Origin of the sequence: Mycobacterium neglectum, from assembly GCF_002591975.1 — a bacterium.
Lineage (GTDB): Bacteria > Actinomycetota > Actinomycetes > Mycobacteriales > Mycobacteriaceae > Mycobacterium > Mycobacterium neglectum.
Map to the genome: position 1 here is coordinate 103,887 of NZ_NVQE01000018.1, position 10,784 is coordinate 114,670.

Sequence of the window (10,784 nt, forward strand, 5' to 3'; positions counted from 1 at the left end):
TAGTCGATAAATGGCATGGCCGCCACGGTTCCTTGGTACCAGGGCTGGGACTGAAACCCGCAGTTGAGCCGGCGGCGTATGCTCGGCCGTGTGGCCCTGGTTCTCCATAGTCTGAGGGGATTTCCCCACACCGATGTTGCTGCGCGCTTACCGCTCGAACTGTCGGTGGCGGGCAGGTTGCGTTCGGATGTGCCGGGCCGGTTCTGGTTTTGCCGAGTGCCCGCCGAAGTGTGGTGCCGATTGGACGAATCCAGCGAGCGGGGTCATATCGATGAGTCGCTGCTATCTGACGACGAGGGATCGTTGCGGCTGACCGCTGTGGTGATCACTCCGGCGGCGGCCAATCAGGTTCTGCAGCCCGGGATTTTTAACCTAGCTGTTCACGCTGCGGCGGTCCTTGATCCAAGGGTGGGGGAGTCCGGCGTTGTCAATGCTGCTCAGGTGGGCTACCTGGGCTGCGGGCTGTTGGACGACTCGACAGGGACGAACGTCGGGTCGGGCGTGCGCGGTTCTGCCCACGGGTGATCGCAGGACCAGGTGTAAAGCCGTTGCAGCGGCGACACTTTGGGATGATGCGCGTACTGACGACTACAGCTCGATGCCATAGTTGTTGCTGGAGGTGGCGCGACGCATGGGCATGTGATCGGTGATCCAGCGCTCCTGCTCCGGGCTGAGGTCGCTGCGATTGTCGTGCTGCTGGGTGGGTGTTGCTCGCTCAAGCGGATTATCCGCTAGTGGCACGGCTCGCAAGGTTTCGAGAACGACGTGCAGGTCAAGAACACCTGCGGCAGCGCGGCGCAGCTGGTCGACCGTCACGTGACCGGTCGATTGGAACTGCACCGCCACGTCTGGGAAACCGGCCTGGAGCTCGCGACGAGACGGTGCAATCACCACAATGCCTGAGTCGTTGCACGCGGCAAAGAATTCTTCGACATCTGCCGGAAAGTCTGCGCGAAACGAGAACACGTTGTGCGGCCGCGGCTTGTCGCCGGGTTCGTTGTCTGTCACTTGGTCCCCCTTCTGTGGCTTGTTATCCGGCGCGGTTCTTATCATGAGTGAGTTGACCACCAGGTGTAAAGCTGGTCCAGCGTTGGAAATTGGGGGGTGTCGGCGTTGACGGTTGCCAGGACCAGGGTTGATTCGGTGGTCCAGGCGACCGTCGGTTGGGCGGCTTGGTTCGTGCCGCACAGCAGTGTCCCTGCGACGAGTTCGGGACTAGCGTTTCGTCGCCAGGCCCCCGGGGATTGATAACCGCCAGGGCAGACCTGCGGTGCGGTGGCGGATGTGACGGCGGTGAACGCGGTGTCAAGGTCTGTCGTGACCTCGTAGAGCGTGTAGCGAGCGGTGTTCGCGGCGGGGATCGCGGGGTGGGATCCACATTGCAGAGCAGCCAAGGCAGGGACGCGGTGAGGGATCGGGGCGCAGGCCTGCGGGGGGTATCCGGGTGGCAGGCTACGTCGTAGACGCTCAACTTCGGCGGTCGTGGTGGGCTCGTGCGGGGAGGTAGTCATCGTTGTTGAGTCTGATGACGGCCAGAGCAGTATTGACCACAGAACAGCAGCGATCGTCGTGACTACGGCGAAGATGGACCACAGGACGACCGGAGGGCTCCCGACGCGCGGTTTGCGCCGCGTCGGGGTAGCGCCGGTCGCTCTGGTGACGCTCACGCCGAGCTTGGAACGTCTGGCCCTCACCGGTTCAACGCGTGGGGCGGCGCTTGTCGCGGGCAACGCAGGGCGTTCGGTAAGCGATGTCGCTCCCGCGGCAACGGGGGGGATGTCGGTGCCTGGTGGCGGGTAGGGGTTCGGGTCGTCGGTGGGTGACCAGGTGAAGAACTGGCTCAGCTCGGGCAGCGGGGCTGTGGGAGCGTCGTCGGGCTGCACTCGAATCATCGGTGTCCGGTTCCGGTCGTCGTCGCTTCCGCGCAGGCCTGTTCGAGCAGGTCGGCCACACGCTCATCGCCGCGCCGGCGAAGTATGCCCTCAGCGCTGGGCTGCGGATTGTCCAGTGCGGCAGCCAGAGCGGCTTTCGGGTTGCTTGTGTCGCGGCCGGTGAGTTGGGCGAGCTGCTGCGCGGCTGGAGCTGTGGTGTCGAGTTTAGCGATCGTGTAAGTGCGGCGGTGGGTGTTGAGGGCGATGATCAGGGTGTCGCCCAGGGTGGCGCCGAGGTCGTGGGCGTGGGTGCGTAGTGATCCGATGTGGGCGTTGTTGCTGGCGTTGGTAACCCAGGCGATGCGGATGGGCTTATGCTCTGGGTTGGTGAAGGTTTGTTGACTGCCGACCTTGATGTGTGCGGCGCGGGCGATGGCGACGGCGATGCTGCGGCCAGATCCGCGTTCAACGTCGTTGGTGACTGGCAGTGCGAGTCGGATCACTTGAGTGTTGGTGCGAAACACGCCGCGGGCATGGTGCAGCGGCCGTTGTCTCGGGCCGGGGTCGGTGGCGGTGCGGCGGCGGCTGTAGCCGTCGCGGGTGATGTACCGAGGCGTGGCAAGGTAGGTCTGTAGCGATCGTGCGCTGATGTCGGGGAATGCGGCCTGGATGTCGTTGAGCAATTGTGCTGTGGGGGCTTGGCCGCCATGGTTGTCGATGTATTGCCCTATCGCGGCATTGATGCTGGTGTAGTGGGGCAGGTCCCATGTGCGTAGCGCCCAGGTGGTGCGGCTCGCTCGTACGAACTCGTCTCGTGAGGATAGGGCGCTGGCCAGCGATCCGGGTAAGGCGGGGATGCCCATGTCGGTGTGGATCTGTTCGAGAGTGAGTGGGCGCTGGTGTGCATGCAGGACCGCGGCAAGCATCGTGGCGGTGGTGTCCGCGCTATGGGTGATGCGCTGGCCAGCGATGGTGAGGTGTAGGTAGTTCTCTTCGAGATAGGTAGCGATGGCCTCTGGATGCATGCCGGCTCCCATCAGTAGGTCGGTGAATTCGGCAGTCCTCAGCGCCCCGGCTGCCGCGGTGAGAGCTTGTGCCGCAGCGGTTTCGATGTGTTCGCGGCCTCGAATCCGGGAGTTCTCTAGCCAGTCCTGGTGGCGGCGGTAGGGGCCGGCGACGTGTAACAGCAGTGCTGCGGTGTCGCTATGGAGGTCTTGGCTGGTGAGGGCGAGTTCACGGCTGGCCAGCTCGGAGGGTAGGTACGGGCCGAGCTGGTGAGCAAGCAGGCGTGCGTGACGCTGCAGCGCTTGGTGCTCGGGGTGCTCAAGCAGTCCAGCAAGCTGACGTTCTGCGCGCCGGGCCCGGCGGGTGACACTCGCGCCTGAGCATCCCAATGTCGCAGCGACCTGCCCCGTAGGTTGAGGGTCGAGGGGAATCACTCGGGTGGTGAGGATAGTGCGGGTGTCGGGGTCGATCTGATCAAGCAGCTTGGCGGCGGCACCAGCGGGGGTGTCAGGGTAGCCGGCCATGGCGACTTGGATTGCGCGGCGGGCGGTGTCGATGATGGTGTTGAACGCACTGGGTCCGATTGCTGGTTGTGCCGTGAGGCTTTCGCATGTTTGAACGCCGAGATCTCCCCATCGGGGATACTTCTCGGCATAACACGATAGCCGTGGCGGAAGCTGACCGTAGGGGACGAGTTGGTCAGCGATAACCGCGAAGTCCCCAATAAGGTCTTTCAACGGCTGCGCAGTGTCGTCAGTCATGCGGGTCTGCCGGGATACCGCCGGGCGTAGCGATCGAGTGCCCACACCAGGACACGGCGCCGGGCTGAGGGGTTCAGCATATTCACTCCAGTGCAACGGACCTGGGTTCTCGAACCTACGAATCGCGCTCGGAGCGCTCGGGCTTCCAGCCCATCGAGCGCCAGATACGTCGACCAATTGCCACCCAGAACACCGCGAGGTAGACAACCAGCGCGGCGACCAGGACAAGTGGGCTCCAGTTGCCCTTTATGGTGCCCACCAAGGCAACCGCAACGCTCAGCATCAACGCTAAAGTGACGAGAGCCCCAGCGCGGGTGCCCATCCAACGCTGAGCGGTGCGTTCCATGTTGTCCAAGCCTCGTGCCAGTGAATTAGTAGCCATTTCCGACTCGATCCCCTTTTTTGGTTCGTGTGAATTTACTTCTGGTGACGGGCGTGACCGGGCGGCGAGCATGCGGTGCATAGGCCGGTGTTGTCCTCGTAGGTGACCCGCCAGGCGCACGGTCCGGTAATCGTGTTGCAGGCAGCCGAGTCGGTGCACCCACAGCCCTTACAGCGTCGGTCAACGCGCCCGGCTGCGGCTGTGGGTACTTGCGGCACCGCCCGCTGTGTCAGGATCGGTGGATCACCGGCCAGCGCGAGCTTCGCTTGCGTGATCAGTTCGTCGTCATCTGGGAGTTCGCGGCGAGCTTTGATGTCGGGAAACTCCATTGCCCACGACAGCATGAAGTCACCGATCTGCTTGTTTCCGTCATAGATTGCGAACTCACCGCGACTGTGGTGGTCAAGAATGCCGAGGTGATCAATGTCGATCAGACGACCATCATCGTGTGTGAAGCGCAGGATCGTCTCGGTGTTGTCGCTCATGATGGCCTTTAGGTTTGGCGCACTGGCGCTACGTATGGTGCATCGGTGCCAAAGTTGTTGGGCACCAGGAAGTCGACCGGGATGCCGCCGATCGTCCAGTACGGCTCTGACTGACCCTCGATGCTCGCTTGCGTGAATCCCATCAGGGTTCCGGGCGGATACGGTTGGGTGCTGGCAAAGGTGTGTCGCTTTCCGGCGGCGAATTCCACAGTTTGCATCGAGTGATACACCGGGTCGGTCGTGGTCACCGGAGGGTCATCCGTAACGACTGGATGCCCCGGATGATCCGGATCAGCTTGTGCCATCACGTCTCCCGCTTCGTTCTACCGTCATTGGCGATCCAGCCCTCCGGGGGAGGAACGTGCTGCAATGACCTTGTACGGATGTTTGCGGCCCTCCCTCACCAGATCGGCAAGGTCGTCGCGTACCGCTGAGCCGAGCTGCGCAGTCGGGTCGAACCAGCCCAAGAAGCCCGGTTCTGAACTCACGCTCTCCAACGGCTGTTGCTGGCCCGAAACCAGCACCTTGCCATTGCCCAAGGACATCACCAGGTGGTCCTTGAACGCCCCGACGTCGCCGGCCTGCACGTCTGACGCCGGGATCGGGTGCGTGACCGGAGCACCCTTGGACGGCAACGTGATGCCCGCCTTCTGATACGCCTCGGAGACCGACGCGCCGTTGAACGCGGCCCGCACCGCCTCGGCAGCCACAGGCGACCGTGCATCTGCCACTTCGCCGACCGCATTGGGGTGCTCGACCTTATCGCTCATAGTATGGCTTTCCTTGCGTTGTCCTGTAATGCATTCCACGCTTACCGCTACTGGCTGATCCGGGTGAGGCCGTGACTGCGTAGCAGGTCTTTGACCCCATCGTGCTCGCCGCAGATGTAGGCCCTCGCTAGGAGGTCGTTGAACGTTCTCGCGACTCCGGGATCGTTATCATTGACGGGGATCGTCAGCAGGATGCCTGCGCCGGAACCGATGAGCAGGCTGTTGGCGACGAACACGGCGGTGCGTTTGTTGCCATCCTCGAACGGCTGGGCCGTGGCAAGTTCAACGAACAGGGCTAGCGCGTTCTCCTGGACCTGTGCGCTGCGGGTCGCACCGTCGAGCAAGGTCTGCAGTGCGTCCTCGGTCAGGGCGGCGGGCGTGTGGCGACCGTAGGCCGTGCTTACCCCGATGGCCTGTTCCTGGGTGCGCAGTTGGCCGGGATGCAGTGCACCGCTGCGGGTGAGAGTGGCGTTGACGGCACTGACGAACCCTGCGTCGATCGAACAGCCAGCGTGGTCGATGACGAACTGTGCTGCGTCGCGTAGATCTTCGAGAAGCGCGAGGTCGGCGCGCGATGCCACACCCGCAAGGCTGCCGGATCGTAGGAAATTCTCGGTGTCGAGACGGCCCGTGGACAGACCATCGAACACCCTGCCGGATGAATACACGACACCGGCAAGGTCGGTGACGGTGAGCGTGGTCGCGGTGTGTCCACGTTCCTCACGGTCGGCTGCGTTCATAACCCTTATCGTAGTCGATTAATGGCGAGTGGCGCCAGGGATTTGTCGTAGTCGCTTATCATTCTCGTATGCCGTCTCCGGGAAGACCACCCTTGGAAGCGGGCCAGCGTCGAACTGCCCCAGTTCCGGTGCGCTTCACGGCAACTGAGCGTGAGGTGATCGAGGCCGCGGCCAAGGCCGATGGGCAGTCTGTGTCGGCGTGGGTGCGCGATCGCGCGCTTGCCGCCGCCCGGAGGCGCACTCGCGATTAGTGCCGGCGTGATAGGTACTGCTGGGCGGCGGCCGGTGGGTACGGCAGCCCTGTATCGAGCATGCCGAGGAGCGCGTCGTCCTCCAGGTCGCGAGCCGCAGCCCCATGGTCGCCGTCGAGCTCGAGCTGAGCTGCGAGCGACCGTGCGAAGTTATCGATGATCTGTCCGAGCCTGTAATCAGGGTATTGATGCCAGTACGCGGCGAGCGCAGTCAACACCTCGTCGATGCGCTCGGGGCGACGCCCGTCAGGGCCGCAGGGCGCGAAGGTCGGCAAATGCTGGTTACTGCTCATCGTGTGGAAGCCTTTCCCGTGGGGCCGTTCTCGTTAGTGGGGGGATGGTTGTCTGTGGGCCGTCGGGCTCGGTTTTCGCGGCGGCGAGGTGGCCGGCGGCTTCGTCGGCAAATAGTGCGGCGGCGTCGAGTTCAGAGGGTTGCGCATCGTCGGCCTCGTTGACCAGGACGTACATGGCGAAGGTCCAGGCTGTGCGGGCATGGGCGCTTCGGCGCTGCGGCTGCGACATCGCTTGTACCGCGGCGTGGAGATTCGCGCGGGCCTCGCCGAGCCAGATGCTGGGGAGCTGGTTCGGGATCATCATGTCGGTGGCGCGGCTTCCTGGTCTGGGCCTTGTGTTTCGCCCTCGCTCTCGCGCGAGAGCGAAGCTGGTGCCTTCTTCGCGCGGCTCGTACGTTTGCGGGACGTTTCCAGAGCCTCTCGCGCGTCGCTGAGTGCGTCGGTGAGTACTTGCACGCGGTCCTCTGCGCTGCGCCGAGCCAACGCGAGCTGCTCAGCATGGGCGGCTCGCAGGATCTCGCGCTCGGAGCGTTCGTCGGCGCGCACGCGGTCAAGCTCGACGGCGAGGGTGGCCAACGCGGCGCGGTCACTGTCGGACTCCCGCCTTGCCGATTCGGCTAGTGCCTGTGCTGTAGCGAGTTCGACGCGAAGTGCAGACGCATCGGCCGTAGCGTGCTGAGCTTCCTGCCGGGCGGTGTCGATTTGGCCTTGGAGGCGGGTGTGCTTTTCTTCGAAATCTCTTCGGGTCTGGTCAAGTTCGTCACGCAGTTGGGCTGCTGTGGCGCGCTCTCGTTCGGCTGATTCATTGGCCGCGACGAGGGCTGCGCTGGCTGCGCTGGTCTCGATCTGTGCGGTGGTGGCTGCCTCGCGGGCACTGTCTACCTCGCGGTCACGTTCTGCAATCTGTTCTGTGAAGCGAGCTTGAGCCTGTGCGAGGGTGACCTCGGCCGCCGCGACGGCAGCCTCGGCGCTAGAGCGGATCTGGGCTATGTCTGCGGCGGTGGCTGCACGTAGTCGCTCCATGTCGGCAAGGGTCTCCTCGGCGAGTGTGTCGGCCTCGTCTCGGTCCTGTTCTGCCTGCGCTTTTCCATCCTCGGCAGCACGCGCGGACCGCTCGGCGGTTGTGGCGCGGCGCTCGGCTTCGGTGACTTTGGTGAGGGCGTCTCGGTGGGCGTCCTCGACCTCAGCTCCGGCAGCCTCGACGTCGCCGGCAGCGCGGATTGCGGCGAGGACGTCATCGAGGTAGTGGCGGACCTCGGCCACTCTCTGAGGTAGTTCGGCGAGGCGCTGTTCGAGCGTGGCCCGCGCCATCGACACGGGGGCATCTGGGTTCTCGGCTCCCGGTGCATTATCGGCGGCCTGGCCAGCAGCGTGCGTTCGCCTGGCCTTCCAGGCGTTCGCACGGTTGTGGATCGGGCCGCCACTGTCGTCGGCGCGTTCGCAGTATCGGGAAGGGCGTCCGGTGGCCGGGTCCGGGCGGCGCGAGCGAGTACAGCCTGGGTAGTGGCATCGGTCGGCCGCCGTCGCTGTGGCGCCGCTGGGTTCCGTCATGGGGCAAGCATACCAGTTTCGTATCCACTCGCGAGGGACGTGACAGAACGAAACATAACGAAACGAAACGAAACAGGGGGTTGGCATAGACGTATCTGGGTCAACCCCGGGAAGCGGCTACAAGCCGATAGGGCTGAGCGTGGGGGTTTCTGCCCGGTTGGGGTGCGTGTAGGGATTCCTGTGAAAAAGTGCCCGGCTGTTACTACACGCCTTCAGTCGGGGGCGGGCGCCGCGGCGGCCGCTGAACGTGCTCGGGTGGCATCGCGCCGCAAGGCCTGGGCTAACGCCTCGTTGTCGGTGAAGTCGGCGACGGTGGTCAAGGTCCGCGCGATCCGGGTGAAAAGCGGCGGGGGAGCGGCAATCGGACCTTGGGTGTGCTCGGCTTGAACCATGCCCGCAATGGACAGGAGTTGCGCCGTCTCCCTCTGACGGGCATCCCGTTCCGCCGTGCTGGTTGTCGTGCTGGTCTGGTAGAACAGCAGCGCCTCGGCCAGCCCGCTGACGAGGCGGCCGAATACCGAGACGCTGATATGCGCGGTGCGGGCAAGGGTGAACAGGTCTTCGCCTGGTTCCTCGTCGGTGAACGTGCCGACGATTTCGCCTGCCAGCGTGTCAATGGCGGCATCATCGAGCAGATGCTGAGCGGACTGCTCACTGACTCCCAGTTTGCGCGACACTGCCGCGTGACGCTCCGCGAGAAGTGTCCTGGCCGCGTCGTGCGAGAGCACCATGCCGCGGTCACTGATGCGTGCAACAAGCACCGCCGCACGCGCTTGGAGCCAAGCGTGAGCCTCTTTGTCCGGCACGGCTTTCCGCCTTCGGGGGTGTCTGGATTACGTGGCTAGTGGTCCGGGGTTGACGAACGGGGAGCCCGAGGTCAGTGGCCGCGGTGATCGTAGGCGACGGGCGCCCGGGCCGAATCATCCAGTGGCAGTGCAGGCCTGCGCACCCTGCTCTGAGGAAAGGCCCCATTGCAGGGCAACTGCCTCTGGTATTGACAGGCCGGAAACCGCTGCGTCGATGAGCGTGCGCGCCGGTAATCGCGCAGCGACATGGCTCGTCCAGCGCCCGATCGGGCCGGTGGCGGATCCCGACGTTAGGCAGTCCAGATAGGTGCAGGCCAGCGACACCCGGGCATCGTGGAGCCAGCTGCTCGGGCCACGCTGATCTTCGAGAAAGGTCATGGCGATCTCGTAGTCCCGGTGCTGTCGCCGGTCGTCCGGCTGCTCGCGCTGAGCCTGGGCGAGCTGCTCGACGAGCCTCCGCACGTTCGGGCCATTGGGCCCGAACTCAAAGCCGGACGGCATGCACCGCACCACCTGGAGCTGACGGGCACGGATTTGGCGCGCCTCGTGGTGCAGCATGGGCTCGTACCCCAACACGCGCATGGGCCTGACCTCCCACACTTCCCACGGCATATACAGGTGGGCCCAGCCGAAGTTCACCATGTAGGCCGGCTCCTCGAACAGGCGGAATCCGCTCCACGTGCGCGAGGTCAGGCGTCGACCAGGGCGCAGCCGCGCGAAGGCCTGGAGATTGATCGCGTCGCGGCCGCGGTGAGCGGCGACGTACCACGGACGGCTGGAGATCTCGGCACGCGCTAGGGCGTCCATCGTGGCCATGTCAACCATTGTGCGCGCCCGAGGTGACACCGCATAGGCCGCGCCTGCGTGATGGCAGGTTCTCGGTGTGAGTCATCTGCTGGATTCCCTTCGATGTCGTAGGGGCGCCGAGCCTGTGCGGCGATGTCCATCACGCAATGTCCTTCCCCGGTACCTATTCCGGACTATCCGGCTCGCTGCTCATCGTGCGTAGCGACGTACTGGGCGATGGCCTCGCGCATGAGATCGCTCGCGCTTCGGTTCTCGCGGTCGGCTAGCTGGTCGACACGCTCGCTAAGCGCACGGGGCAACCGAACTTGCCGGCGTGGCGAGACTGCTCCCGGTTCGGAGGCGGGGTCGACGCTGGGCCGACCACCGGCCCGGCGGATCAGTTCACGGCTTGATCGCGTTGCCGCAGTGCTCGTTTCGCCGCGCTCGGGATGAATGCCGCGGTCGGCACCTTCGGCCCAATCCGCAAGCTTGTTGTATCGGTCCTGGTCGATATTCATCGGTCGTCCTCCTGATCGAGTCGGTCGAGGAACTTCACGCGGGCTGCCATGACATGAAAGATCCTCACAGTTGACGGCGGGATGACCTCTGCCATGACTTCGATCAGCGGCGACGTGGGCTGCAAGCTGGGCCCGATCCAGAGGTCCGGCTTAACGCCGCCCAGTCTCGGGTCATCAAACTCGGTCTCGTAGTAACGAGGATTGCTCATCGCGTGAACGGCGTCGGCAATAGTGAATCCGTGACGTCCGGCGCTCTCGGTGAACTCGATGGCCATACCCAGTAGTGTACTACACAACCGCCCAGTTGTGTAGTACACATCTCGGGTTCGTCACCCTTCACTGGCCAAAGGTGCAGGCCTGACCGAAGGTGGCGTAGCGGCCGAAGGCCGGTACCCGTGGTGTGAAATCCTGGGAAATCTCTAAGGGAGTAAAGTTATCTGTTCGGTCTCAATTTAGTTGGCGGGCACTAACTGGTAACCGCCAATTTAAGTGAGACGGACTGTTGGTCGTGAGTCGCAATTTGGTTGGCGGTTCAGATCCGCCTGAACGTGCGGCGGGGGCTGTC

The 10,784-nt window shown here is 64.2% G+C and carries 16 protein-coding genes; 2 read left to right on the forward strand and 14 right to left on the reverse strand.

Features of this window, described 5'->3' with window-relative positions; genetic code table 11:
* The first annotated feature begins 90 nt into the window (after positions 1-90).
* Positions 91-525, forward strand: a complete 435-nt coding sequence (locus CSQ99_RS16140; RefSeq protein ID WP_141562687.1) for a hypothetical protein — start codon at positions 91-93, stop codon at positions 523-525.
* A 63-nt stretch (positions 526-588) separates the two neighbouring features.
* Here CSQ99_RS16140 and CSQ99_RS16145 read toward each other — a convergent pair whose 3' ends face one another.
* The 7 genes from CSQ99_RS16145 to CSQ99_RS16180 all read right to left on the reverse strand — a co-directional run bounded on the left by CSQ99_RS16145 (position 589) and on the right by CSQ99_RS16180 (position 6,014).
* Entirely contained in the window at positions 589-1,008 is a 420-nt protein-coding gene (locus CSQ99_RS16145; RefSeq protein ID WP_099040006.1) for a hypothetical protein, read from the reverse strand.
* Between the two features lie 880 nt (positions 1,009-1,888).
* Positions 1,889-3,637 (reverse strand): hypothetical protein, encoded by a 1,749-nt coding sequence (locus tag CSQ99_RS16155; protein WP_099040008.1) that lies wholly within the window; start codon positions 3,635-3,637, stop codon positions 1,889-1,891.
* A gap of 115 nt (positions 3,638-3,752) precedes the next feature.
* On the reverse strand, positions 3,753-4,019 hold the full coding sequence (locus CSQ99_RS31165; protein WP_218014594.1) for a hypothetical protein: 267 nt from the start codon (positions 4,017-4,019) through the stop codon (positions 3,753-3,755).
* Positions 4,020-4,054: 35 nt separating this feature from the next.
* Positions 4,055-4,504, reverse strand: coding sequence for a hypothetical protein (locus tag CSQ99_RS16165; RefSeq protein ID WP_099040010.1), 450 nt, complete (start codon positions 4,502-4,504; stop codon positions 4,055-4,057).
* Positions 4,505-4,512: 8 nt separating this feature from the next.
* On the reverse strand, positions 4,513-4,752 hold the full coding sequence (locus tag CSQ99_RS16170; RefSeq protein ID WP_099040011.1) for a hypothetical protein: 240 nt from the start codon (positions 4,750-4,752) through the stop codon (positions 4,513-4,515).
* A gap of 81 nt (positions 4,753-4,833) precedes the next feature.
* A complete protein-coding gene (locus tag CSQ99_RS16175; RefSeq protein WP_176561043.1) occupies positions 4,834-5,274 on the reverse strand; it encodes a hypothetical protein in 441 nt (146 codons plus the stop codon).
* Positions 5,275-5,321: 47 nt separating this feature from the next.
* The gene (locus tag CSQ99_RS16180; RefSeq protein ID WP_099040012.1) at positions 5,322-6,014 is read right to left on the reverse strand and encodes a Fic family protein; all 693 of its coding nucleotides are present in this window, start codon (positions 6,012-6,014) and stop codon (positions 5,322-5,324) included.
* A 68-nt stretch (positions 6,015-6,082) separates the two neighbouring features.
* On the opposite strand from CSQ99_RS16180, the gene CSQ99_RS31900 reads away from it, so the two are divergent.
* A complete protein-coding gene (locus CSQ99_RS31900) occupies positions 6,083-6,265 on the forward strand; it encodes a plasmid mobilization protein (RefSeq protein ID WP_425437828.1) in 183 nt (60 codons plus the stop codon).
* On the opposite strand, the gene CSQ99_RS16185 is transcribed toward CSQ99_RS31900, so the two are convergent.
* The 7 genes from CSQ99_RS16185 to CSQ99_RS16215 all read right to left on the reverse strand — a co-directional run bounded on the left by CSQ99_RS16185 (position 6,262) and on the right by CSQ99_RS16215 (position 10,494).
* A complete protein-coding gene (locus tag CSQ99_RS16185) occupies positions 6,262-6,558 on the reverse strand; it encodes a hypothetical protein (protein WP_141562688.1) in 297 nt (98 codons plus the stop codon). The genes CSQ99_RS31900 and CSQ99_RS16185 overlap by 4 nt on opposite strands.
* Positions 6,548-6,862 carry a hypothetical protein gene (locus CSQ99_RS16190; protein WP_099040014.1) on the reverse strand — a complete coding sequence of 105 codons (315 nt, stop codon included), beginning with the start codon at positions 6,860-6,862 and terminating at the stop codon, positions 6,548-6,550. Before CSQ99_RS16190 ends, CSQ99_RS16185 begins: the two co-directional genes overlap by 11 nt.
* Complete coding sequence (locus CSQ99_RS16195) at positions 6,859-8,109, reverse strand: coiled-coil domain-containing protein (protein WP_141562689.1); 1,251 nt, start codon at positions 8,107-8,109, stop codon at positions 6,859-6,861. The genes CSQ99_RS16190 and CSQ99_RS16195 overlap by 4 nt, the downstream gene beginning before the upstream one ends.
* A gap of 212 nt (positions 8,110-8,321) precedes the next feature.
* Complete coding sequence (locus tag CSQ99_RS16200) at positions 8,322-8,915, reverse strand: hypothetical protein (protein WP_245908944.1); 594 nt, start codon at positions 8,913-8,915, stop codon at positions 8,322-8,324.
* A gap of 114 nt (positions 8,916-9,029) precedes the next feature.
* On the reverse strand, positions 9,030-9,731 hold the full coding sequence (locus CSQ99_RS16205; protein WP_245908945.1) for a hypothetical protein: 702 nt from the start codon (positions 9,729-9,731) through the stop codon (positions 9,030-9,032).
* 164 nt (positions 9,732-9,895) lie between these two features.
* Positions 9,896-10,219 carry a CopG family ribbon-helix-helix protein gene (locus CSQ99_RS16210; RefSeq protein WP_099040018.1) on the reverse strand — a complete coding sequence of 108 codons (324 nt, stop codon included), beginning with the start codon at positions 10,217-10,219 and terminating at the stop codon, positions 9,896-9,898.
* Positions 10,216-10,494 (reverse strand): hypothetical protein, encoded by a 279-nt coding sequence (locus tag CSQ99_RS16215; RefSeq protein WP_099040019.1) that lies wholly within the window; start codon positions 10,492-10,494, stop codon positions 10,216-10,218. The genes CSQ99_RS16210 and CSQ99_RS16215 overlap by 4 nt, the downstream gene beginning before the upstream one ends.
* Positions 10,495-10,784 lie beyond the last annotated feature (290 nt).

Coding starts and splice junctions, on each gene's coding strand:
- CSQ99_RS16175 (WP_176561043.1), bottom strand. CDS start 5,274: ATGAGCGATAAGGTCGAGCACCCCAATGCGGTCGGCGAAGTGGCAGAT.
- CSQ99_RS16165 (WP_099040010.1), bottom strand. CDS start 4,504: ATGAGCGACAACACCGAGACGATCCTGCGCTTCACACACGATGATGGT.
- CSQ99_RS16155 (WP_099040008.1), bottom strand. CDS start 3,637: ATGACTGACGACACTGCGCAGCCGTTGAAAGACCTTATTGGGGACTTC.
- CSQ99_RS31165 (WP_218014594.1), bottom strand. CDS start 4,019: ATGGCTACTAATTCACTGGCACGAGGCTTGGACAACATGGAACGCACC.
- CSQ99_RS31900 (WP_425437828.1), top strand. CDS start 6,083: ATGCCGTCTCCGGGAAGACCACCCTTGGAAGCGGGCCAGCGTCGAACT.
- CSQ99_RS16195 (WP_141562689.1), bottom strand. CDS start 8,109: ATGACGGAACCCAGCGGCGCCACAGCGACGGCGGCCGACCGATGCCAC.
- CSQ99_RS16215 (WP_099040019.1), bottom strand. CDS start 10,494: ATGGCCATCGAGTTCACCGAGAGCGCCGGACGTCACGGATTCACTATT.
- CSQ99_RS16205 (WP_245908945.1), bottom strand. CDS start 9,731: ATGGCCACGATGGACGCCCTAGCGCGTGCCGAGATCTCCAGCCGTCCG.
- CSQ99_RS16180 (WP_099040012.1), bottom strand. CDS start 6,014: ATGAACGCAGCCGACCGTGAGGAACGTGGACACACCGCGACCACGCTC.
- CSQ99_RS16190 (WP_099040014.1), bottom strand. CDS start 6,862: ATGATGATCCCGAACCAGCTCCCCAGCATCTGGCTCGGCGAGGCCCGC.
- CSQ99_RS16210 (WP_099040018.1), bottom strand. CDS start 10,219: ATGAATATCGACCAGGACCGATACAACAAGCTTGCGGATTGGGCCGAA.
- CSQ99_RS16185 (WP_141562688.1), bottom strand. CDS start 6,558: ATGAGCAGTAACCAGCATTTGCCGACCTTCGCGCCCTGCGGCCCTGAC.